The organism is Microbacterium sp. NPDC057741, assembly GCF_042798735.1.
Lineage (GTDB): Bacteria > Actinomycetota > Actinomycetes > Actinomycetales > Microbacteriaceae > Microbacterium.
Map to the genome: position 1 here is coordinate 379847 of NZ_JBHVJW010000003.1, position 23994 is coordinate 403840.

17 protein-coding genes are annotated in these 23994 nt (G+C 68.0%); 10 read left to right on the plus strand and 7 right to left on the minus strand.

Features of this window, described 5'->3' with window-relative positions; genetic code table 11:
- Positions 1-6: 6 nt before the first annotated feature.
- The 3 genes from ACFVDO_RS12765 to ACFVDO_RS12775 form a co-directional block, all read right to left on the minus strand.
- Positions 7-1275 carry a polysaccharide pyruvyl transferase family protein gene (locus tag ACFVDO_RS12765; RefSeq protein WP_378857795.1) on the minus strand — a complete coding sequence of 423 codons (1269 nt, stop codon included), beginning with the start codon at positions 1273-1275 and terminating at the stop codon, positions 7-9.
- 111 nt (positions 1276-1386) lie between these two features.
- The gene (locus tag ACFVDO_RS12770) at positions 1387-2052 is read right to left on the minus strand and encodes a hypothetical protein (protein ID WP_378857794.1); all 666 of its coding nucleotides are present in this window, start codon (positions 2050-2052) and stop codon (positions 1387-1389) included.
- Positions 2045-4972 (minus strand): M20/M25/M40 family metallo-hydrolase, encoded by a 2928-nt coding sequence (locus tag ACFVDO_RS12775; protein WP_378857793.1) that lies wholly within the window; start codon positions 4970-4972, stop codon positions 2045-2047. The genes ACFVDO_RS12770 and ACFVDO_RS12775 overlap by 8 nt, the downstream gene beginning before the upstream one ends.
- 161 nt (positions 4973-5133) lie before the next feature.
- On the opposite strand from ACFVDO_RS12775, the gene ACFVDO_RS12780 reads away from it, so the two are divergent.
- Positions 5134-6489 carry a PqqD family peptide modification chaperone gene (locus ACFVDO_RS12780; RefSeq protein ID WP_378857792.1) on the plus strand — a complete coding sequence of 452 codons (1356 nt, stop codon included), beginning with the start codon at positions 5134-5136 and terminating at the stop codon, positions 6487-6489.
- A 25-nt stretch (positions 6490-6514) separates the two neighbouring features.
- Here the strand turns inward: ACFVDO_RS12780 and ACFVDO_RS12785 are convergent, their stop codons facing one another.
- The 4 genes from ACFVDO_RS12785 to galE form a co-directional block, all read right to left on the minus strand.
- The gene (locus ACFVDO_RS12785; RefSeq protein WP_378857791.1) at positions 6515-7972 is read right to left on the minus strand and encodes a polysaccharide biosynthesis tyrosine autokinase; all 1458 of its coding nucleotides are present in this window, start codon (positions 7970-7972) and stop codon (positions 6515-6517) included.
- Positions 7973-8043: 71 nt separating this feature from the next.
- Positions 8044-8772, minus strand: coding sequence for a low molecular weight phosphatase family protein (locus ACFVDO_RS12790; protein ID WP_378857790.1), 729 nt, complete (start codon positions 8770-8772; stop codon positions 8044-8046).
- Complete coding sequence (locus tag ACFVDO_RS12795; protein ID WP_378857789.1) at positions 8769-9185, minus strand: VanZ family protein; 417 nt, start codon at positions 9183-9185, stop codon at positions 8769-8771. The genes ACFVDO_RS12790 and ACFVDO_RS12795 overlap by 4 nt, the downstream gene beginning before the upstream one ends.
- Positions 9182-10204 (minus strand): UDP-glucose 4-epimerase GalE, encoded by a 1023-nt coding sequence (galE, locus tag ACFVDO_RS12800; RefSeq protein ID WP_378857788.1) that lies wholly within the window; start codon positions 10202-10204, stop codon positions 9182-9184. The genes ACFVDO_RS12795 and galE overlap by 4 nt, the downstream gene beginning before the upstream one ends.
- A 92-nt stretch (positions 10205-10296) precedes the next feature.
- On the opposite strand from galE, the gene lhgO reads away from it, so the two are divergent.
- From lhgO to ACFVDO_RS12845, 9 genes are all read left to right on the plus strand, one after another.
- Positions 10297-11499, plus strand: coding sequence for an L-2-hydroxyglutarate oxidase (gene lhgO / locus ACFVDO_RS12805; protein ID WP_378857787.1), 1203 nt, complete (start codon positions 10297-10299; stop codon positions 11497-11499).
- Positions 11496-12428 carry a glycosyltransferase gene (locus tag ACFVDO_RS12810; protein ID WP_378857786.1) on the plus strand — a complete coding sequence of 311 codons (933 nt, stop codon included), beginning with the start codon at positions 11496-11498 and terminating at the stop codon, positions 12426-12428. The genes lhgO and ACFVDO_RS12810 overlap by 4 nt, the downstream gene beginning before the upstream one ends.
- Before the next feature lie 65 nt (positions 12429-12493).
- The gene (locus tag ACFVDO_RS12815; protein WP_378886864.1) at positions 12494-14071 is read left to right on the plus strand and encodes a GMC family oxidoreductase; all 1578 of its coding nucleotides are present in this window, start codon (positions 12494-12496) and stop codon (positions 14069-14071) included.
- 138 nt (positions 14072-14209) lie between these two features.
- Complete coding sequence (locus ACFVDO_RS12820) at positions 14210-18967, plus strand: DUF4082 domain-containing protein (protein ID WP_378857784.1); 4758 nt, start codon at positions 14210-14212, stop codon at positions 18965-18967.
- Between the two features lie 112 nt (positions 18968-19079).
- Positions 19080-20129, plus strand: a complete 1050-nt coding sequence (locus ACFVDO_RS12825; protein ID WP_378857809.1) for a Gfo/Idh/MocA family protein — start codon at positions 19080-19082, stop codon at positions 20127-20129.
- On the plus strand, positions 20126-21121 hold the full coding sequence (locus tag ACFVDO_RS12830; protein ID WP_378857783.1) for an NAD-dependent epimerase/dehydratase family protein: 996 nt from the start codon (positions 20126-20128) through the stop codon (positions 21119-21121). Before ACFVDO_RS12825 ends, ACFVDO_RS12830 begins: the two co-directional genes overlap by 4 nt.
- Before the next feature lie 17 nt (positions 21122-21138).
- Positions 21139-22254 (plus strand): DegT/DnrJ/EryC1/StrS family aminotransferase, encoded by a 1116-nt coding sequence (locus tag ACFVDO_RS12835; protein WP_378857808.1) that lies wholly within the window; start codon positions 21139-21141, stop codon positions 22252-22254.
- Between the two features lie 2 nt (positions 22255-22256).
- Complete coding sequence (locus tag ACFVDO_RS12840) at positions 22257-22883, plus strand: NeuD/PglB/VioB family sugar acetyltransferase (RefSeq protein WP_378857782.1); 627 nt, start codon at positions 22257-22259, stop codon at positions 22881-22883.
- Positions 22880-23989, plus strand: coding sequence for a DegT/DnrJ/EryC1/StrS family aminotransferase (locus ACFVDO_RS12845; protein WP_378857781.1), 1110 nt, complete (start codon positions 22880-22882; stop codon positions 23987-23989). The genes ACFVDO_RS12840 and ACFVDO_RS12845 overlap by 4 nt, the downstream gene beginning before the upstream one ends.
- Positions 23990-23994 lie beyond the last annotated feature (5 nt).

The window sequence follows — 23994 nt, forward strand, 5'->3', positions numbered from 1 at the left end:
AGCAGGCTAACTATGACGTGCGAGGAAGTCGATCAAGGGCCGCTTGATCGACATCAGGACATCGTCTTCGATCTTCTTAGGAATCTGGTCGACAAGCCTGCGGAGGATTTCCTCGCCCGAGATCGAGGTGTCGGTGATCCTGGAGACGTTCTGGCGCACGTCGAACGCGTCGGAGATCCCTGATAGCTTCTGGTCATAGTACGCGTCGGATGAAAGGCCCCAGACGGGGGTGCCCTCTGACAACGCGAAAACAAGTGGGTGATAGCGGGTCGCGATCGTTCCACGTGACAAGCCCAGCAGAGCTCGCGTGGTTCCCGGCGTTAAGCGCTGCCGTACGACTTTCAGGTCTGTTGCATGCTGCATTCTCGAGCCGATCTTGTCTGCCGTCACCCGATCGTCTGAGTAGCGTCCAGCGGTCATGTTGGAGACGAAGACGACCTCGGCGTTTCTTGCCTGCGCAGCGCGTACGATCTCGTCGGCGACGTGTGCGAGCCGTTGGAGCGAGCCACGGGCGAACTCTGATCGGCGGTGGAACGAAACCGCGTAGAAGGGCCGGCCGTTTGTCAGATCGCGGACTATGCGCTCGGCATGCGAACGATCCTCAGCGGTCGGTTCTATTGCGAGTGCCCAGTCATAGGTGACAAGCGGATCCGGTGCGTCGGGTGCCAGGCCACGAACGGCGGCGGCCGAGCGTTGTTCTCGGACAGTGACGAGTTCGGCAGCCTCAAGCATTGTCCGAACGTAGGGCTCGTGCTTTTTCCGAAGGTCGGGTCCGATTCCCTGACCGATGAAGGCAACAGGGGTACTCGCCTGGCGGGCGAGTGCGGTCAGCGTCGCCCATCCGTAGATGCCGTGCACCGAGTAGTCCTGAGTTATGGCGCCGGCGCCGGAGAAGATCAGACCGTTCGCCTGTCGGATCTGTTCGGTCCAGAATTCCACGAGATGTGCCCGCGATCGTCCCTCTCGAATGCGCAGTGCTTGCTTGCTGGCACGCCGCTCCTTCGCGGGAAAGGACACAGCCGAATCCAACAACGGATAGCGTTGACGGATCAGAGGATCGATTATGGCTCCGCGGCGAAGAGCTCCGTGGAAGAACGGGTGTGCGGATACCCCGTGAAGGGGACTCCTCCATGTCCGGGAAGCGTCTGTAATGATCTCCGCGACAGGAGAGAACTCCCGTACCGTCTGAGCCGCGGCGACCCACATCGCTTCGTCTCCGAGGTTCGTGGAACCGTTGCCGCTGCTGAGTACGAGCCATCGACTGGTTTCACTCATCCGGGCCCTTCCTGACTACACCTGCGGCGTCCACCGACCACGAGCCTAGTGGCTGTTCTGGGTATCGGCCGGGGCGGCTTCGGGCAGAGCCGCACTGCGACGGCGCACAGCTCAGAGGATGTTCAACCCCACCGGCACCTGCAGCGGTGTGGCCACCGCATCGCCGATCTGGACGCCGTTCTTGTCGAATAGCGTCAGAGTCGCGGTGAAGTTCACGAGCACTGAGACCCCCAAACCGCCGCCGTTCGTGAGGCCCCAGGTGATGGGCACGTCCACAGAGCTGCTGCCCGCGATGTTCCTCGAGATCGTGATGTTCTGCTCGGTCTCATAGGTGCCAACGAGTCCGAGCAGCGTTCTGCGCGTCTCGGTGCGGCCTGCAACGGCCGCCGCCGAGCCATCCACTGCGTAGACCCCATAGCCCTTGACGTTGGCCAGCGGCACCCCGCTGGTCCACTTCACCGAGACGTGCCCTGTGAGCGGTCCTTCGACCGCACCCGCCGTCGGATTGCTGATGCGGAAGAAGTTCGCTCCGCTCGGCAGCGCGTTCACCGTGACGAGCCCGCCGCCCGTCGCGCCGCCGTTCAGTAGGCCGACCGAGAGCAGTGGCCCGTTGCTCGGGCCCCAGGCCAGCGTCGATTCGGCGACCGACGCGGCCGCCAGCGGCAGCGCGACCGCGGCAGCCACCACAGGAACCGACCAAGCCGCACCCTTGACGACCGCTCGCCGGCTGACGCCGGCCCTCCCGTCACGCTGGTCGGCATCGGTGCTCTCACTCAACAATCCGCACCTCCTTCACCTTGTCGTTCCCCTTCGTGTCGACGAATACCTTGTAGTCGCCCACCTCATACGTTCCCGAGGAGTTGTTCTTGATCGTGAACGTCTCCGACACCCTCGACGTGCTGCCATCGACGTGCGTCTCCGCCACCGTGACCGTCAGCTCGTTCGTACTGCCCTTCTGCTTCTTCACCGAGGCCTGAGGCTCGGCGTCGATCACCGCGTTGTCGACCGTCACGTAAACCGCATCGGGGGACGAGAACTCGGCGTTCTTCTGCCCGTCACCGAACACGAAGAAGCCGCGCTTCACCGCCGCGCCGCGCGCCGGGAACGGGTCGGCATTCGACTTCAGGAACTCCGGGTTCACCGTGTACAGGTCGCTCTTCGAATCGGCCAGCACCGTCTTCACACCCGCGTACGGAGCATCCGTGACCGCCAGATTCACCGACAGGTACAGCGCATCGGCGTTCGTGGCCGACACGCGTGACGAGAAGAACTCGTCGGCGTCCTGACCCTTCGGCGCGGACAGCGGCACGACGGTGCCGCCGACGAGGATGTTGAAGTCGAAGTCGCCGTAGCCGCCGTCCTTGAACGTCGCCCACTCGGCATCCGACATGTGCTCGGGACGATCGACCTTGAACTCCAGCCGCATCGGTGCCACGTACGTGCTGTCCAGGTACTCGGGGTCGGTCAGCGGCAGATATACACCGCCTGGTTCGTGCCCGAGCTCGAACGCCGCCGCAGTGGGCGTCGAATTGCCCCGCCCGTTCCACATCGGGATGGTGAACGACGTCGCACCCAGCAGCGCCTGGTCGCCCAACGCCTTCGCGCCCACCTTCGACGAAGCGTCCTGATAGGTGCCGATCGTCACATCGAGCAGATCGAGGTCGGCCCGGTTCGCGTTCAGCCCGGGGAGGTCGGCCCATAGGAACTGAGCCCCCGCCGGTCCGGAGTAGCGCGCCATCTCGAGCATCCCGTCAGCCATCATCTTGGTCATCTGCACGGCGGAGCCCAGCTTCATCCGCTCGTTCGCGGTGTGCCACCAGCGCTCGTTGCCCGGGATGACGGCGCCGAATGCGGTCATCTTGTTGCGGAAGCTGCTGGCCAGCGTGCCGCCCGTCGTGCCCTGCGGGTACACGACGTCGCGCAGCGCGTACGGGTCGGCGAAGTTCTCAGGGTCCTGGTCGACGGATGCCCGATAGCTGGCGTACTGCAGCGCTGTCAGCGGGTTGTCGTGCGTGACGTACAGGCCGGCGCCGAGCGGAGCACCCAGCGAGCCGATCGTGAAGCCCTTGCTCTGGAACGCGGACGTGACCGCGGCGGTCGCCCGACTGGAGTCGTCCGCGGTGACATGCATGCTGCGCACGTACATCGGGATGCTCAGCGCGCCGCCCGAGAAGAAGCTCGTCGGCTCCTCGGACTTGATCCCGCCCATCAGGGCGAACGTCAGATTCGGCGTGCCGTTGGCAGGGTTGCGCAGCAGGTCCTTCGGGATACCCATGTACTTGCCGATGTACGCCTCGCCCTCGACTCCGCCCCGGAAGAACAGACCGCTGATGCCGTCGGCGGCCTTCTTCAGCTGCAGGTCGCCGGCGCCGACGCCGATCGCGTCGAAGCCGGCGGCGAGCAGCGACATCCCCCACACCACCGCGTTCTTGCCGTACTGCGGCGTCGGCATCTCCATCGCCACGTCGGTGTTGACCTCGAGCGTCAGCACGCCGTCGGCGACGCTCGTCTGCACCTTGGGCGTCGTGCCCGCAGCAGCGGGCAGCCATCCGCGCTCCTTAGCCGCATCCTTGATCGCGGCGACGAACCGGTCGCGATCGGCCGCGGCCGCATCCGACACATCAAGGGTGAAGGTCGCGCGCGACGCGATCTGCGTCGTGCTGCCGTACGCGATGTCCTTCAGAGTCGGATCGCCATCGCGCAGGGTGACGCCGGCCGTGGCGCCGGTCAGCCGGAACGCCTTCGCGTCGTCCGCCGAAAGATCCATCGACACCGTCGGCGTGACCGAGCCGGAGTTGCCGACGATCACGGGGAACCGCGAGTCCGACGTGTAGCCCGCGATCGGCATCTCCTCGCGGTTGAGGTTCTTATAGGCCCAGTTGTCGTAGAAACCCGGATTCGAGTTGTACGGGATCGACTGGAATGCGCCGGTGTTCCCCGTGGACGGCGTGCCGGGACCGCCATCCTCGTAAATGCCCATCACGATGCGGATGCGGCGGTCGAGCGGCAGGCCGGACTCGAGCAGTGCCTTCGCCGCGAGCAGGGTCGCCAGCGTCGGGCCGCTGTCATCCTGGATGCCGGTGCCGTAGATCCAGCCGTCCTGGATGTAGGGGGAGTGGTAGGCATCCGGATCCCCCAGATTGCCATCCGCATCGCGCCAGCGCGCGATCTGCTCGGGGGTGACCGCCGCCTTCGGCGAATCGAGGTGGCTCAGCGCCATCACCATCTCCGGGGCTTCCGGGTCGCCGATCTCGACGTAGACGTACTTGTCGGCCTGACGCTGCACGACGACGGGAAAACCGAGACTCTTGGCAAGCTTCACCACCCAGGCGAGCTTGGCCACCTTGCGGTCGTACTCGTTCTGGTTCGCCTCGTTGTTCGTGACCGGGAACGGATATGCGGTGGCCGCCGTGCCACCCCGCGAGATGGAGTCGTAGCTCGAGCCGTCGAGCATCGCCCCCACCAGGGTGAGCGGGTCGTAGCTGCCGTCGCCGGCACGGGCGCTCTCGACCACACCGGCGAGCGCCTCGACCTCATCGTGGATCTTCGCCCGCTCGCCATCCGTGACCGACAAGTCGTAGGTGACCTCGGGTTCGAACCGTTCCTCTGCGGAACTCGAAGTGGGTGCGCCGCTCGCGACGCCCAGAGACAGGAGCATCGACGCGCTGACGGCGAGGGCGAGGGGCTTCTTGCGCATGAACCGGTTCTCCCTGAATCCTCAGACCCCAGTTCGCTGCGTGCCCTTCCCCAGAGGGCGCCGGACGTCGTCGTCGCGGTTGCGAGTGAGCCTTTCAGAGAACTCACAGGGTGTCAACGGGCGACGCAGAAGAGGCACCGTCGATTGGATACGCTGGCGGTATGCGGGAGCGGATCGTCGTCGCAGCCGTCGGCGCGAGCGTCGAGATCGACATGGCTGAGATCGGCGACGCCGACCGCGAGGCCGTCGTCGATGCCTGGCGCGACGCGCTCCTGCCGGACGGCCGGCACGCCGACGCGACGGTCACTGTCGCGGCATCCGAGGACACCGAACGGATGCTGTCGAACCTCTCCACACGGATCACTCACACCGCCCTCGAGCACCGTCGGGGCGACCTGTGGATGCTGCACGCCGCGGGCCTCGCCGACGAACGCGGCCACGTCGTGGTGCTCACCGCTCCCTCCGGCACAGGCAAGACCACAGCCGCGCGGCACCTCGCGGCCCGGTACGCCTACGTCAGCGACGAGACAGTCGGCGTCGACGCCCAGGGAGGCATCGTCGCCTACCGCAAGCCGCTCTCGTTGATCGAGCCCGACCGCGTGCACAAGCAGCAGATCCCACCGTCGCAGTTCGAAGGCGGCGGCTGGCCCGCCCGGCCGCTGCGGCTCTCGGCGGTCGCGGTGCTCACCCGCGACGAGGATGCACCGGAGGCGCCCCAGGTCACGCCCCTGACGACCGCGGAAGCGTTCGAAGCGCTCGCACCACAGTCCAGCTACCTCTGCGACCTGCGCGACGGGCTGCACCTGCTCGAAGGTCTGCTGCGCGCCACCGGCGGCGCCGTGCGCATCCGGTACCGCGAGGCGGCATCACTGGATCACGTCGTCGCGACCCTCCTCGACCGAGAGCCGCCGTTCGACCCCATCGTGCCGGCTTTCGAGGCACCGGCGCCGGAGCGGGTGACGGACGCCGGGGAGCGGTACTACCGAGGAGCCATGGTCGACGCGATGGAACTGCACGACGACGGACGGATCGCCGTGCTCCAGCGCTCGGTGTCGGGCGGACGTCTGAGCGTGCTCGACGGCATCGCCCCCGACATCTGGCGATCCGCGAACGGGGTCACTCTCCACGAGCTGGTCACCGCCGTCACTGCCGAGCTCGGCGCGCCTCCGGACGGTGCGGACGCCGCGGAGCTGGTGCGCCTCGCCGTGAAAGAGCTCGGCGACGGCGGGCTGCTGACGGATGAGCCGGGGTGGCGGCTGGACCCCCGCGTGGCCTGGACCGGCGGGAGCGACCGGACCGTGGTGCTGGGGCTCGCGGATGCTCTGGCGCAGCCGCTGGCGCTGGAAGGTTCGGCGCACGCGGTGTGGGAGGTGCTGTCCGTGCACAGGGCGATCGGGCAGTCCGAGCTGCTGCGCAAGGTCGCGGAGGGGTACGACGTGGCGCCGCGAGACATCGAGAGCGACGTGGTCGCGCTGCTTGAAGGGTTGCGCCAGAAGCGGGTCGTGGAGTACTGCTGAGCCGAACGCTTCTCGCCTCACTGGCTCACTGGCCGGTGGGCTCCGGCATCGTGCCGCGCTCGCCAGTGGGCGCGGCGTGCGAATACCGCTCGTACGCCCCGTAGTACTCCTTGCCGTAATATGCCGCGCCGGGCCCCTTCCGCGGCACCCGGTTCAGCACGATGCCGAGTACGCGTCCCTTAGTGCGCTGGACGTTCTCAATTGCACGGTTGAGCATGTCGAAGGTCGTCTTGCCAGACGAAGCCACCACGACCACGCCGTCCGCCGAGGCAGCCAGCACCGCGGCATCCGTCACCGGCAGGACTGGAGGCGAGTCGAGAATGACGATCGCGGACTCGCTGAGCGTCTGCAGGAACTCGCGCATGCGCTTCGAGCCCAGCAGCTCGCTCGGGTTCGGAGGGATGCGGCCTGCGGGAACGACCGCCAGCGGCATGTCGGCGCGCGGGCGGTGCGCGACATCCTGCAGCTCGGCGCGGCCGGCAAGGATGTCGGTCAGACCGACATCGCCCGGCACTCCGAAGATGTCGGCGATCACCGGGCGGCGCAGGTCGCAGTCGATGAGGATCGCCCACTGGCCGGCCGCAGCCAGGCTGGACGCCAGGTTCACCGCGACCGTCGACTTGCCGTCGCCGGGCGTCGAGCTGGTCACCACGACGATCTGCGGTGGGTTGTCGACGTCGATGAACTGCAGGTTCGTACGCAGCTCGCGCATCGCCTCGATCGTGTGATGTGAGATGCCCAGCGAGGTGTCGGATGCGAAGTCGATCACCTGGCGCTGCCCGTCGAGGGACTTCTCCAACGGGAGCGTGCCGATGACCGAGACACCGATCTCACGCTCAATGTCACGCGGGTGCCGCACCCGGCGGTCGAGCGTGTTGCGGATGAACGCGTAACCGATGCCAAGTGCCAGGCCGATCAGGCCGCCGATCAGCGTGTTCAGCCTGGTGTTCGGAGAGGACGGATCAGTGGGGAGCCGGGCGGAATCGCCGACCACCAGACCGACACCGGGTTGAGGGGCGGTCTCGCCGCTCTTCGCCGCCTCACCGGTCTCGAGACTCGTGATGGCATTCGCCATGCCCTTCAGCCACGCCTGGGCGAGCTGCTGCGCTTCGCGCGGGCTCGGGCCCTGGGCCGTGACCTTCAGCTGCACGGTGTCGATCACGTTCGTGACGGTGACGCGTTTGACGAGAACCTCGGGCGGGGTGTCGATTCCGAGCTCTTTCGCGGCATCCTCAGCGACGCTGGTCCACGAACCCATGGCCACGTAGGACTTCACCTTGCTCTGGGCCAGCTGGTTGTTGATCATCGCGCTGCCGGCGCTGTCGTCGGCGCTCTTGGCGGCCACGATGCCCACGGCCTCGGCCGTGTAGACCTTCGGCTGCATCAGGCTGTATCCGAACCCGATCGTCGCGCCGAGCACGGTCGCTGCGACGATGACGATCCAGTGCGCACGCATGATGCGCAGATAATCGCGAAGCTCCACACTCTCCCCTTAAGACGCCGTCTCCTCCGGGTTCGAGCATACGGCGTCGGCCCCGAGCACACCCCTGAGCGTCACTGCGCGTTTGCGTGGACCGCGATACCGGCGAGGCGCTCGACCTGAGCGAGGGCGGGGATCAGCTGCGATGCCGACAGCTCGTACGCCTCGCGTCCGCGGCCGTACGGATCGACGACGTCATCATCCTCGTCCGCGGCGGGTGCCCCGCCGCGCAGCCCGCCGACGGCGCGCGCCAGAGCGGACAGCCGTGCCGAGGCATCCGTCCCCGCAGCATCCGCCACTCCGCTCGCCTCTTCATCGCTGAGACGGGCGGCCAACCGGGCGAACTCCCGCAGCGTGAAGGTCCGACGGATCACCGATGGCATCATCTGGACCACGTGGCTGCGATGCTCGCGCGTCATCGTCAGCACCAGGTCCGACTCGGCCAGGGTCGGTTCGACCAGGTATCGCGCCCTGTGCGCATCGGCGGCATCCGGCGCGGCCCCGAATTCGACCGCAAGATCGTGGGCGTCCGGCGTCATGCCGTGCCCTACCATCGCCTGCGTGCCTGCGCTGTGCACCTTCACCGTCTGCGGCAGACGTGCGCGCAGCAGCACTTCCGCCATCGGCGATCGGCAGATGTTGCCCGTGCATACGGTGAGGATCGTCGGCCGACCCTGCCCGGCCTCGGCGGGCGGGGCGAACGTCGACGCGAACGAACGCGCGGCATCGCGCTTCTCGCGTTCGCGCTGCTCCCGCAGCTCGCGACGCGTGAGACCCGGATCAGACGCAGCGGGCTCGCTCATGCCCTCACCGTACGTCGCCGCCGCGCGCGCCGCCAAGCGACTGCGACCAGCGCACCCACGGCCATGCCCGTGGTGTTCGCGATCACATCGGAGACCGTCGAGTACCTGCTCGGCATCGTCAGCTGAACCAGCTCGATCACCGTGCTGAACACTGCACCGGCGCCGATGATCCAGCCCGCGTTCAGGCGGGGCCACGCCACCGCCGTGAGTGCGCCGAGCGGCATGAACATCGCCACATTCGCGAGGAACTCCAGGATCGGATAGCCGACCTCGAACGGGACCAGACCCTCGAGCCCGTGCGCGACCGTCGCCACGATGCCTGTCACCTTGCCGGCGTCCTCCGCGGGCAGCCACGTCAGCAGCAGCACCACGACGAGATACGGCGCCAGCAGGATGCGGGCGACACGGATCATTCTGCGGCGAAGCCGTTCGGGTTCTGCGACTGCCAGTTCCAGGTGTCGCGGCACGCGTCGGCCAGCGAACGCGTGGTGTGCCACTGCAGCTCGCGGTTGGCCTTCGTCGGGTCGGCGATCGTCGTGGGCAGATCGCCGGCGCGCGGCGCGACCACCACGTAGGGGATCTCGCGACCGGAAGCCTCGCTGAACGCCTTCACCACGTCGAGCACGCTCTGGCCCTCGCCCGAGCCGAGGTTGTAGGTCTCGACGCCGGCCGACAGGTGCTCGAGCGCGGCGACGTGGCCCTCGGCCAGGTCCATCACGTGGATGTAGTCGCGCACGCCGGTGCCGTCGTGGGTGGGGTACTGGTCGCCGAACACGCTGAGGTGATCGCGGCGGCCGACGGCCACCTGCGCGACGAAGGGCATCAGGTTGTTCGGGATGCCGGAGGGGTCCTCGCCGATGCGGCCGGAGGGGTGTGCACCGACTGGGTTGAAGTAGCGCAGCAGCACGGCCTCGAGCTCGGGCCAGGCGACCTGCACGTCGCGGATGATCTGCTCGTTGAACGCCTTCGTCCAGCCGTAGGGGTTGGTGATGCCGGTGCCCGACGGCTGCGACTCGTCGAGTCGCTCCACGCCCTCGACGGGAGTGCCGTACACGGTCGCGGACGAGCTGAAGACCAGCTTGCGCACGTCCTTCTCACGCATGATGTCGAGCAGGTTCAGCGTGGAGTTCAGATTGGTGCGGTAGTACTCTGACGGCTTCGCGACCGACTCGCCGACAGCCTTCAGCCCGGCGAAGTGGATGACCGCGTCGAAGTGCTCCTTCTTGAGCGCAGCCTCCGCCGCCGCGCGATCCGCGAGATCGCACTCGATCACGTCAAGGGTGCGGGATGCGAGGTCCTGCACCCGGGCGATCGACTCGCGGCTGCTGTTCGAGAAGTCGTCGAGCAGCAGCACATCGTGCCCCGCTTCCAGCAGGACGAGAGCGACATGGGATCCGATGTAGCCGGCGCCGCCGGTCAGAAGAATGCGCACGAGGACGAGACTACCCGTGCGGTGGCGCGAGCGAATGCCAAGATGAAGGTCTGGGGAAAGTCTCGTCGTGAGTGAACGGGGAACAAGAGGAGATGGCGAACAGGACAGGCATCATCGGCGGCGGGATCGTCGGCGTGGCGCTGGCGCGCGAGCTCTCGGCAGCCGGAGCAGAGGTGACGCTGCTCGAGAAGGAGAAGCGTCTCGCGCAGCATCAGACCGGTCGCAACTCGGGCGTCGTGCACGCCGGGCTGTACTACGCGCCCGGCTCGCTGAAGGCAGAGCTGTGCGCGCAGGGGCGCACGCTGATCCGCGACTACTGCGCCGAGAAGGGGCTGCCCTACGACGAGGTCGGCAAGCTCGTCGTCGCCGTCGACGATTCCGAGCTGCCGGCGCTCGCCGAGATCGAACGGCGATCGATCGCGAACGGCGTGCCCGACCTCGCGCGCATCGACGACCCGGTGCGGTTGCGCGAGATCGAGCCGCACGCGGCCGGTGCCGCCGCGGTGCACTCCCCGCACACCGCCGTCGTCGACTACGCGGCGATCACCGAGGCCATGGCGCAGGACGTGCGGGCGGCGGGCGGCAGCATCTTGCTGCAGAGCGAGGTCACCGCCATCCGACGCGAGCCGGGCGGAGTGCGCGTGACGACCTCCGTCTCGGAGCACGTCTTCGACCGGGTCATCGTCGCGGCGGGCCTGCAGTCGGATGTCGTCGCCGCGCTGGTCGGAGCCGACCCGTCACCGAAGATCCTGCCGTTCCGTGGCGAGTACTGGCAGTTGCGCCACGATCGCGCTCACCTGGTCAAGGGCATGATCTACCCGGTCCCCGACCCGCGCTTCCCGTTTCTCGGCGTGCATTTCACCCGCGGGGTCTACGGTGACGTGCACGTCGGACCGAACGCCGTGCCGGCGCTGGCGCGAGAGGGGTACGGGTGGCTGCAGATCTCGGCCAGGGACACCTGGGAGTCGCTGCGCTGGCCCGGCGCGTTGCCGCTCGCGAAGCAGCACTGGCGGATGGGTGTAGATGAGATCAGCGGCTCGCTGATCAAGCCGCTGTACTTCCGCAAGGCGCAGCGGTTCCTGCCGGAGCTGACCATGCGCGACCTCGAGCGCAAGACCGCCGCTGGCGTGCGCGCGCAGGCCTGGGGCAGAGGCGGAGAGCTGCTCGACGACTTCTCCGTCGACCGCATCGGGCCGGTGACCGTGCTGCGCAACGCGCCTTCGCCCGCGGCGACCAGTTCGATCGCGATCGCGCGGTACGTGATCGCACATCACGTCGCGGAGGAGGCAGCATGAGCAGGCATCCCGACCAGTTGCCCGCCGACGGCGCCGTCGTGTTCCGCGAGGGGGGCATCCCGGCTGCACCGGTCGCCGACCTGGCTGGGGCGACCGGTGCGGTGATCATCCCCGCTCACGACGAGGCGGCGGTGATCGCACGGACGCTGCGATCACTGGCTCCGCTGAGCGCCGCGCCCGGCGTCGAGGTGATCGTGGTCTGCAACGGCTGCACCGACGACACAGCGCAGATCGCCCGCGGGTTCGACGGCGTGCGGGTCGAGGAGATCACGCAGGCGTCGAAGATCGCGGCACTCAACCACGGGGATGAGGTAGCCGCGGCCTGGCCGCGGCTCTACCTCGACGCCGACATCGACATGGAACCGGCCAGCGTGCTCGCGGTGTTCGCGGCGATCGATGCCGGTGACGTGCTGGCGGCCCGCGCCTCCTTCGTCTACGACGCGATCGGCGCGAGCATCCCGGTGCGCTCCTATTACCGGGCGCGCAGCCGCATCCCTGCACCGCCGCGGCGGCTGTGGGGCGCCGGCGGTTATGCGACCGGCGAGGACGGGCACGCGCGGTTCGGGCGGTTCGCCGCCGTCACGGCCGACGACTCCTGGTTCGATGCCCAGTTCTCCGACGAGGAGAAGGAAGTCCTTCGCACTTCACCGATGCGGGTGCGCACACCGCGCGACACCGCCGGCCTGCTCGCCGTTCTCGCCCGGCAGCGCCGCGGCTACCTCGAGCTCGGCATCTCGTCGCACGCAGGGTCCAGGGGGAAGTCGCTGCTCGCGTCTATCCGCGGCCCCCGCAGCGCCCTCGATGTCGGCTGGTATACGCTTCTCACCGTCATGTCGCGCCGCCGAGCGGAACGGGCGATGCGCATGAGGGGAACGCGCGACTGGGAGCGCGACGGATCGAGCCGCGAGAGCGGCGAGGGGGTTCTGTGACTGTGGGAGAAGCAGATTCGGTCTCGGGGAACGACTATGACCTCTGTGTGGTCGGAGCGGGTCCCGTGGGGCTGGTGCTGGCGATCGAGGCGGCGGATGCGGGTAGTCGTGTGCTGCTCGTTGACGCCGGTGACGAGGAATCCTGGAAGCACGACATCGAGGATGCTCCGGGGCAGCGTACGCACATCATCGACGACGAGCGCCACGCGCCACTGGTGCTGACCACCCGGCGGGGTCTCGGCGGCACTTCTGCGATGTGGGGCGGCCGCTGTGTGGCGTTCGAGCCGATCGACTTCGAGCCGCGCGACTACGTGCCGGGCAGTGACTGGCCGATACGCATCGAGGACGTGCAGCGGTGGTACGAACCGACCGCCCGGCATCTCGACGCGGGGAAGGCGATGTTCCGCTCGGACCTGCCCGATCTGCCGGGGCTCTCCGAGTTCACCATGTCGAATCTGGAGCGCTGGGCGCAACAGCCCAAACTCGCCCCGGGGCTCGGGCGCCGGGTGGCCGAGCATCCGCTGGTGGACACGCTGTTCGACGCGCGCCTGACCGACATCGACTTCGGCGACGACGGGGCCGTCGAGGGGCTGGTCGTGCGTCAGGCAGCGGCGACCGTCCGAATCTCCGCATCCTCGTATGCGCTCGCCATGGGCGGGCTGGAGATCACCCGTCTGCTGCTGAGCATCCAGCGACGACAGCCCGCCCGCTTCGGCGGTGCGGACGGCCCGCTGGGCCGCTACTACATGGGGCACACCACCGGCAGCATCGCCGACATCGTCCTCGAAGACCCGGCGGATGTCGCGGAGCTGGACTTCGTGCAGGACGAGACCGGCACCTACACCCGGCGAAGGTTCACGCTCGCGGAAGCGGCGCAGCGCAGTCACCGTGTACTGAACACGAGCTTCTACGTCGACAATCCGCCGTTCTACGAGTACGAGCACCGCAACGCGACGCTCTCGGCGGTATTCCTGGGACTGGCGATCCGCCCGATCGGACGGCTCATCCTCGCGGAGGGGATCCGCCAGCGCCACGTCGGTCCGCGTCCGTACCACGTGGGCAAGCACATCGGGAACATCGTGCGCCGCCCGTTCCGCGCGGCGGCCGACGTCATCGACATCATCCGCCGCCGCTACGCGTCACGCGTGCGCAAGCCGGGGTTCATCCTGCGCAACGAGGGCGGCAGATACGCGATCCACTATCACGGGGAGCAGCTGCCGAATCCGGAGAGCCGTCTCACGCTGTCGATCGACGCGAACGGCGACGAGGTGCTCGACGTGGACTACCGGTTCCTCGAGGAGGACGTCGATTCGCTGCTGACCTGTCACGATCTGCTCGACGCCGAACTGCGCGCCGCAGGGATCGGCCGGATCGAATATCTCGGCGAGGACGCCGGTGCGGTGCGGCGCTTCGCCTGGGAACAGACGACGGACGGGTTCCACAGCATCGGCACGACCCGGATGAGCCGTGAACCGGGCGACGGAGTCGTGGACTCCGACCTGCGCGTGCACGGCACCTCGAACCTGTACATCGCGTCGAGCAGCGTGTTCCCGACATCCGCCGAGGCGAATCCGACCTTCTTCGCCGCCGTGCTCGCGGCGCGTCTGGCGCACCATCTGAGCGGTCATCAGGGTGTTGCATAAGCCCGGTTGGGGCTAGTATTCGACCGGGACGACTTCGAACCGTGCGACCCGGGGTATCACCGCACGAGTTCGGGGTTCTTTATCTGGGGATCGTTCACATCAGCGTGGACGACCTTGCTCGAGTGGGGACTTGGGGAGATGCAGGGTACAGGGGAGCTGCGCGTACGCACCAGCCGTACGCGGCGCGTGGTCGCGCTCATCGCCGCGTTCGCGGTCGTCATGGGAGCCATCATCGCGGGATCCGCATCGGAACCGGCACAGGCCGTCGGCAGCTCTTGCGGGCCGACAATCAATCCGATCGTCTGCGAGAACTCGAAGCCGGGCACCGATCCAAGCGTCTGGGACATCGACGGCGCGGGCGACGACAGCATTCAGGGCTTCGCGACCGACATCAGCGTCAACGCCGGCAGCAAGATCGACTTCAAGGTCGACACGAACGCTCGCGCCTACACCATCGACATCTACCGCACCGGCTGGTATCAGGGCAAGGGCGCCCGATTCATCCAGTCCGTGCCGGTGACCGCCGCACTGCCGCAGACCCAGCCGCAGTGCATCTCCGACGTCAGCACCGAGCTCTACGACTGCGGCACCTGGAAGGTATCGGCGTCGTGGAACGTGCCCAACACGGCCGTCTCGGGCGTCTACGTCGCCAAACTCACCCGCACCGACACCGGCGGCGCGAGCCACATCATCTTCATCGTCCGCAATGACGGCAGCACGTCCGACGTCGTGTTCCAGACCTCTGACCCGACCTGGCAGGCGTACAACACGTACGGCGGGTCTGACTTCTACCAGGGCAACGCGAACGGGCGGTCGTACAAGATCAGCTACAACAGGCCGTTCGCGACTCGGGGCAGCATGGCGGGGCGGGATTTCTACTTCAGCTCCGAGTACGCGACAGTGCGGTTCCTGGAACGCAACGGCTACGACATGACCTACATGGCGGGCGTCGACACCGACCGCTACGGCGCGCAGCTGCTGAACCACAAGGTGTTCCTCTCGGTCGGTCATGACGAGTACTGGTCCGGTGCGCAGCGCAAGAACGTCGAGGCAGCTCGAGACGCAGGCGTGAACCTGCAGTTCCTCTCCGGCAACGAGATCTACTGGCGCACGCGCTACGAGCCCTCGGCCGATGTGTCGAAGACGCCGTATCGCACCCTCGTGTCGTACAAGGAGACGTGGGCGAATGCGAAGATCGACCCGACATCGCAGTGGACGGGAACGTGGCGCGACCCGCGGTTCGCGGGCGCGGGAAACGGCGGGACCCTGCCCGAGAATTCCCTGACCGGCACGATGTACTTCGTCAACGATGATGACCTCGCCGTGACCGTGAACTCCGACGAGGGGAAGCTGCGACTCTGGCGCAATACCTCTCTGACCAGCCTGGCCACAGGGACCAAGGCCGCTCTCGCTCCGCACACGATCGGGTACGAATCTGACGAGGACTCCGACAACGGGTTCCGGCCCGCCGGTCTGATCCGGTTGTCCACGACAGTCGGCCCGACACCGCAGTACCTCACCGACTACGGCAATGTCGTGGTCCCCGGCACCACGGAGCACCACCTGACGATGTATCGCGCGCCCAGCGGCGCACTGGTGTTCGGTGCCGGCACCGTGCAATGGGGGTGGGGTCTGGATCAGGAACACGACGGCAACGGGGCGGCCGCCGACACTCGCATGCAGCAGGCGCAGGTAAACCTCCTCGCCGACATGGGCGCACAGCCGGGTTCCCTGATGACCGGCCTGGTCGCCGCCACAAAGAGCACTGACACCACGGCGCCCGTGACCTCGATCACCAGCCCCACGCTCGGGCAGAAGATCGCACACGGCACGACGCGCACGATCACCGGTACGGCAACCGATGTCGGCGGACGTGTCGCCGGCGTCGAGGTCTCGGTCGATGGCGGTGCGACCTGGCACCCCGCCACGGGCACGACGAACTGGTCGTACTCATATGTGCAGCAGGGCAACGGCGCGACCACGCTGCTCGCGCGCGCGGCCGACGACAGCGGGAACTTCTCGGCGAACGGCACCTCGGTGTCGGTCGATGTGACGGGCCCGTTCTCCGTGTGGGGCACGAGGATCCCTGCCCAGCCGGCCGCGTCCGACAACCAGGCCGTCGAGCTCGGCCAGCGCTTCACTCCGACCACCGACGGATATGTCAACGGAGTGCGGTTCTACAAGGGCGCGACCAACACGGGGACCCACACCGGAACGCTGTGGTCCGAGGCCGGCGAGCAGCTTGCATCGGTGCAGTTCACGAACGAGACCGCGACCGGATGGCAGACGGCCCAGTTCTCCGCACCGGTGAGCGTGAAGGCGGGCGTCGGATACGTCGTCTCCTACACTGCGCCCAAGGGCGGCTACGCGTACGACGAGAACTACTGGCCCTACAAGGCGACGCCCTCGACCCCGCTCGAAGTGACATCCGGAGTCGGTGCCGCGAGCCCCGGGGTATACGGCAATCCGGGAGACTATCCGACCCTCACCTACGGTGATGCGAACTACTACGTCGACGTGACCTTCACCGCGGCAGCGTCGTCGCCGTTGGCGGTGGTGGCACGCACACCCGTCGCGACGTCGACCAGCAACATGCTGAACAGCACCGTAACCGCGCGCTTCAGCAAGGCGGTCGATGCGTCGACGGTCGGCCTGACCGTCAAGGCTGCCGACGGCACGACGGCTCCGGGCACGGTGGGGTACGACGCGACCACGAAGACCGTGACCTTCACGCCTTCGGCGGCGCTCGCGGCCGGTACGAAGTACACGGCGGTGCCGCAGGCGCAGGACACGAGCGGTGGCGCGCTGGCCGCGGACGCGGCCTGGACGTTCACCACGCAGACCGCGGACCTTCCGGACGGCACCTGCCCGTGCACGCTCTTCTCCGAGAGCTCGCGCCCGATGGTCGACGCCGATCCGGATGCGACCCTGGTGACACTCGGAGTGAAGGTCACCCCGGCGAGCGACGGCAAGATCACCGCGCTGAAGTACTTCAAGGGCACCAGGAACAGCGGTTCCCACACTGGCGCGCTGTGGAGCTCCACCGGCACGAAGCTGGCGTCCGTGACGTTCGCCGACGATTCCGTCTACGGATGGCAGACGGCCAAGCTGTCGTCGCCGGTCTCGGTGAAGAGTGGACAGACGTACGTCGCCTCCTACACGGCACCTCAGGGTGGATACTCGAGCAGCGCCGGCCAGTTCACGGCCGCCTTTACCCGCGGCCCGCTGACCGTCCCGGCATCGGGCGCGGTATACACGTACGCCGACGCCTTCCCGACCTCGACGTCCACCACCAGCTACCTCGTGGATGTCGTCTTCGAGCAGGGAACGCCGGCACCGAATCTGGTCTCGACGACACCCGTCACCGGCACTGTGGACGTGACACGCAGCACAGCAATCTCGGCGACGTTCAGCGCACCGATCTCAGCGACGTTCACCGGAACGGTCAAAGCGAATGGAACGGCAGTCGCTGGTGCCTGGTCACGGTCGTCCGACGGACGCAGCGCGGTCTTCGCGCCCGCCGCTGCGCTGCCGGCCAGCGCGTCCGTCACGGTCGCACTGACAGGCGTGACAGGGGCGCAAGGTGGCGACGTCGCCGACACGAACTGGTCTTTTGTCGTCGCCGCCACGAACGGATCGCCGGTGCTCACACTTCTCGGCAGCCGAGTCCCCGAGATCGCCTCCGACCCCGACACAGCCGCGGTGGAACTCGGGATGGCGTTCCGCACCTCCGCACCCGGGCAGGTTACTGCAATCCGGTTCTACAAGGGCACAGCCAACACAGGCACGCACACCGGTTCGCTCTGGGGCCCGAACGGCGAGCTGCTCGCCACAGTGACCTTCGCAAACGAGTCGACCTCCGGCTGGCAGCGTGCAGCGCTCTCCACACCGGTTCAGCTGAATGCGGGCGCCGTGTACACGGTGTCGTATTTCGCGCCGAGCGGGCGATATTCGTACACCAGCGCCGGGTTCTCGAGCCCGGTCACGAACGGCGTCCTCTCGGCTGAGACCTCGGACAACGGGGTGTACCGGTACGGGGCCGGCAGCACTATGCCCACCGGCACCTGGAACAGCACGAACTACTTCGTCGATGTCGAATTCGCGGCAGACGCCACGGCTCCGACGGTGGCCACGGCGACCCCCGCGCGCAGCGCGCAGAATGTGCTCGTCGGTGCGGCGGTGAGCGCGCAGTTTGATCGGGACGTCGCGACCGGCTCGCCCTCGATCACCCTGAAGACTACGGCTGGCGTCACAGTCCCCGGCACGGTGGGCTACGACGCGGGCACTCGCACGGTGACGTTCACACCGGCGGCTGCGCTGCAGGCTGGCACGGGATACCGTGTGTCCGTCGTGCTGAACGCCGCCGAGATCGACTCGTGGACGTTCACCACGGCCGCGCAAGCGCAGCAGGGCACGACAGGGAACCTTTTCGGCACCGCGGCGCCCGCGACGCCGTCCACGGCGGACACGGATCCGGTCGAGGTGGGAACCGCCTTCCGCGTGACGGAAGCAGGCTCGGCGACCGCCATCCGGTTCTACAAGGGGACGGGCAACACCGGCACGCACGTGGGAACGCTGTGGAGTTCTGACGGCGCGGTGCTGGCGCGGGTGACGTTCACGTCGGAGAGCTCGAACGGCTGGCAGCGCGCGCAGCTGGCGAGCCCGGTCGCCCTCGACCCGACGAAGACCTACGTGGTCTCGTACTACGCGCCGAAGGGGCACTACGCATCGGCGTCGGGCTACTTCTCGGCTGAACGTGCGAACGGCAAGATCGTCGGACTGGCACCGGCCAACGGCCTGTACCGGTACGGCACGGGTGGCGGGTTCCCGACCTCGTCGTGGAACTCGTCCGCGTACTTCGTGGATGCGGAGATCGTGTTCGCGGGTGCAGGATGATGTCACTGTTCGATGATCGGCAACCGTCGATCTGAAGACAGGGCGGGCCGCCGGGGAGGGTGGTCCTGATAGCAGAGAGAGAAACTGGGGAGGAAGCGTGGTGCAGTCACGCATGCGCGTCGGCGTTGTCGGCGCGGGGTACTGGGGACCCAACCTGGCGAGGAACTTCGCCGTCAGTCCGGACTGGGAGCTCGCGGTCATCTGCGACCTCGATGCGGAGCGGGCGCAGAGCGTCGCCGACCGCGTCGGCGGTGTGCTGATCTCGACGAGTCTCGAAGAGGTGCTCGCCGATCCGACGATCGATGCGATCGCCGTGGCCACGCCGGCCAGGACGCACCATCCGATCGTGATGGCTGCGCTTGCCGCGGGCAAGCACGTCACAGTGGAGAAGCCGCTCGCCGCCGATCGCGCCAAGGGCGTGGAGATGGTGGAAGCGGCGAAGGCGAACGGCCTGGTGCTGATGGCCGACCACACCTACTGTTACACGCCGGCGGTACTGAAGATCCGCGAGCTGATCGCCGCAGGCGAGCTCGGCGACATCCTCTTCGTCGACAGCGTGCGCATCAACCTCGGTCTCATCCAGCCCGATGTCGACGTGTTCTGGGACCTCGCACCGCACGACCTTTCGATCATCGACTTCATCCTGCCGGGCGGACTGGACACCGCGTCGGTCGCCGCGCACGGCGCCGACCCGCTGAAGACGGGCAAGTCCTGCGTGGGGTATCTCACCCTGCCGCTGAAGGGCGGCGCGATCGCGCACATCCACGTGAACTGGCTCAGCCCCACGAAGATCCGCCAGATGGTGATCGGCGGCACCAAGCGCACCCTGGTCTGGGATGACCTGAACCCGCAACAGCGGCTGAGCGTGTACGACCGCGGCGTCGACCTCGCCGAGCAGTCCAAGGCGACCACCAGCGACGCCCGAGCGGCGAACATCTCGTACCGGCTCGGTGACACCTGGTCGCCGGCGCTCCCCGAGAAGGAGGCGCTGTCGAACATGACCGCCGAGTTCGCCTCCGCGATCCGCGAAAGACGCGAGGCGCGCACCGACGGCGCATCCGGCCTCCGCGTCCTGTCTGTTCTCGAGGCCGCCAGGGGCAGCCTCGAGAACGGGGGCGCTCCTCACCCTGTAGACAACACTCACGAAATGGCACTGTCATGAACCGCATCGAAGGCGCGAACATCCTCGTCACCGGCGGCGCCGGCACCATCGGCTCGACCCTCGTCGACCAGCTGCTGGATGCCGGGGCGGCGCATGTCGACGTGCTCGACAACCTCGTGCGGGGCCGTCTCGCCAACCTCGACGACGCCATCGCCACGGGCCGTGCGAGCCTGATCGACGGCGACATCCGCGACCGCAAGACGGTCGACGAGGTCACCGCAGGCAAGGACATCGTGTTCCACCAGGCCGCGATCCGCATCACCCAGTGCGCGGAGGAGCCGCGACTGGCGCTCGAGGTGCTCGTCGACGGCACGTTCAACGTGGTCGAGGCAGCGGCCGCGCACAAGGTGAAGAAGCTCGTCGCCGCGTCCAGCGCGTCGGTGTACGGCATGGCCGAGGAGTTTCCGACCACCGAGCGGCACCACCACGAGAACAACGACACCCTGTACGGGGCGGCGAAGACGTTCAATGAGGGGCTGATCCGCAGCTTCCGCGCGATGAACGGCATCGACTACGTGCTGCTGCGCTACTTCAACGTGTACGGACCACGCATGGACGTGCACGGCCTGTACACCGAGGTGCTGGTGCGCTGGATGGAGCGCATCGCCGACGGCAAGCCGCCGCTGATCTTCGGCGACGGGCAGCAGACGATGGACTTCGTGTGCGTGCCGGACATCGCCCGCGCGAACGTTCTCGCCGCGCAGAGCGACGTCGTCGAAGGCACCTACAACATCGCCAGCGGCACCGAGACGAGCCTGCTCGAACTCGCCGAGGCGCTGCTGCGCGTGATGGACTCCGACCTCGGTGTCGAGTTCGGGCCGGCCCGCACGGTGAACAACGTGGCCCGTCGCCTTGCCGACGTGACGGCGGCACGCGAGGACCTCGGCTTCGAGGCCACGATCGGCGTCGAGGACGGGCTGCGTCAGCTCGTCGAGTGGTGGCGTCCGCTGCGCGAGGAGATCGCCGCCGGCCGGACCGTGGTGGCATCGTGAGCGACCGCATCAACGTCATGATCCCCTGGCTCGGCCAGGAGGAGGCAGATGCCGTCGCCGAGGCGATCGCCAGCGGCTGGGTCGCCCAGGGACCGCGGGTCGCGCGCTTCGAGGAGGAGTTCGCCGCAGCGATGCAGGCGCCCTACGCGGTCGCGACCAGCAGCTGCACGACGGCCCTTCATCTCGCCCTCGTCGTCGCAGGCATCGGACCCGGCGACGACGTGGTGATCCCGTCGTTCTCGTTCATCGCCACGACGAACGCTGTGCGATACGTCGGGGCGAATCCGGTGTTCGCCGACGTCGACCCGGTCACGGGGAACATCACCGGTGAGACCTTGCGTGCGGCGCTCACGCCCGCCACGCGCGCCGTGATCGGCGTGGATCAGGGCGGTGTGCCGCTCGATCTCGATGACGTGCGCGCGGTCACAGATCCGCTCGACATCGTCGTGATCGAGGATGCCGCCTGCGGCGCCGGCTCCACCTACAAGGGCCGTCCGGTCGGTGCGGGTGCCGACATCGCGGCATGGTCGTTCCACCCGCGCAAGCTGCTCACCACCGGTGAGGGTGGCATGATCACCACAGTCCGAGAGGACTGGGCAGCGCGCGCCCGGCACCTGCGCGAGCATGCCATGAGCGTGTCGGCGGCGGACCGGCATCGGTCGGTCCTGCCGCCGGCCGAGGAGTACACCGAGGTCGGTTTCAACTTCCGGATGACAGACTTGCAGGCGGCCGTCGGGCTGGTGCAGCTCGGCCGCCTGCCCGAGATCGTGGCGCGCCGCCGGGAGCTGGCGGCGCGCTACGACCAGGCGATCACGCAGATCGCCGGCCTGCGCCCGGTGCGGGATCCCCAGCACGGAACCGGCAACTTCCAGTCGTATTGGGTCGAGGTCGGCGACGAGTACTCCACCGACAGGGAAGGGCTGCTCGAGATGCTCGCGCATGCCGACATCTCGGCACGTCGGGGCATCATGGCCTCGCACCGTCAGCCGCCGTACCGCGACCTGACGCCGGAGGCGGGGCTGCCGGTGACCGAGCGACTCACCGATCGCACCCTCATCCTTCCGGTGTTCCACACCCTGTCCGACGCCGACCAGGACCGCGTGATCGCGGTGCTGCGCGACCCGGGGGCGTGAGCATGGCCGAGGGTCTTCTGCTGATCGGGGCAAGTGGTCTGGCACGCGAGGTGCTCGCCGCCGGGATCGCCGGCGTCACCGGCATCCTCGATGACGACCCGGCACGGCACGGCACCGAGATGGCCAGTATGCCGGTGCTCGGCGGTGTGGGCCTGGCCGCGCAGCGCGACGAGCAGCTCCTGGTGTGCGTCGGACCGAGCGTGGCTCGGCGCCAGGTCGTGCAGCGGCTGGCCGAGGCCGGCGTCGGAGACGACCGGTACGGCGTGTTCGTCGCGCGCTCCGCGCGCGTCGGGGCGACGAGCGAGGTCGGACCTGGCAGCATCCTGCTCGACTCCGTCGTCGTGACAGCGGATGCGCGGATCGGCCGTCATGTCGTGGTGATGCCGAACGGCACGATCACTCACGACGACGTGCTGGAGGACTTCAGCACCCTCGCCGCCGGGGTCGCGCTCGGCGGCTCGGTACGCATTCGCGAAGCGGCATACGTCGGCATGAACGCGTCCGTCAGGCAGGGCCTGACGGTGGGCGCGGATGCCACGGTCGGCATGGGCGCGGTCGTGCTCGCCGACATTCCGGAGCATGAGACCTGGGCCGGTGTGCCCGCACGACCCCTGGGGGAGAAGCGATGACCGTTCCGTTCCTCGATCTGGCGGCGCAGCAGGCCGAGATCGCCGATGAGGTGCTGCCGGTGTGGCAGCGCCAGCTCGCTTCGGCCGGATTCATCGGCGGACCCGAGGTGGACGCCTTCGAGCAGGAGTACGCCGACTACATCGGCGTCGCACACGTGGTCGGCGTGTCGAACGGCACCGATGCACTCGAACTCGCCTACCGTGCCGTCGGCGTCGACCCCGGCGACGAGGTCATCATGCCGGCGAACACTTTCATCGCCACGGCGGAGGCCGTCTCGCGGATCGGCGCCGTGCCGGTGTTCGTCGACGTCGATGACGAGTACCTGCTGATGGACCCGGATGCCGTGGAGGACGCGATCACCCCGCGCACCCGGGCGATCGTGCCGGTGCACCTGTTCGGGCAGACCGCCCCGATCGAGCGGATCCGGCCGATCGCGCAGAAGCACGACCTGGCGCTCATCGAGGATGCCGCGCAGTCGCAGGGCGCCTCTTCGACGGCCGGCAGGGCCGGCGCCTTGGGCCGCATCGCCGCGACGAGCTTCTACCCCGGCAAGAATCTCGGCGCCGCAGGCGACGCCGGCGCAGTCATGACCGATGACGACGACGCAGCTGCGCTGATCCGCAACCTGGCGGCGCACGGCAGCTCGGTCAAGTACGTGCACGACCACATCGGCATGAACGCCAGGCTCGACGCCGTGCAGGCCACTGTGCTGCGTGCCAAGCTGCGCCGCCTCGACGACTGGAACGAGGCGCGGCGCGCGGCCGCTGAACGGTACGCGGACCTGCTCGGCGAGATCGACGGCGTGCGGCTGCCGGCCGTGCGACCGGGCAACGAGGACGTCTGGCACCTCTACGTCGTTCGGGTCGCCGAGCGCGACCGTGTGCTGACCGAGGTGGCCGCGGCAGGCATCGGCGTCGGCATCCACTACCCGACGATCGTCCCTCGGACCGAGGCATACTCCGGTCTTGGGCACAGGCCCGGGGAGTTCCCGGTGGCAGAGGCCGCAGCCGCCCGCATCCTGTCGTTGCCGATGTTCCCTCATCTCGGGCTGGAGCAGCAGGAGGCAGTCGCGGCGGCGCTGGCGCGGGCGATGGACCGGCCATGACGGGC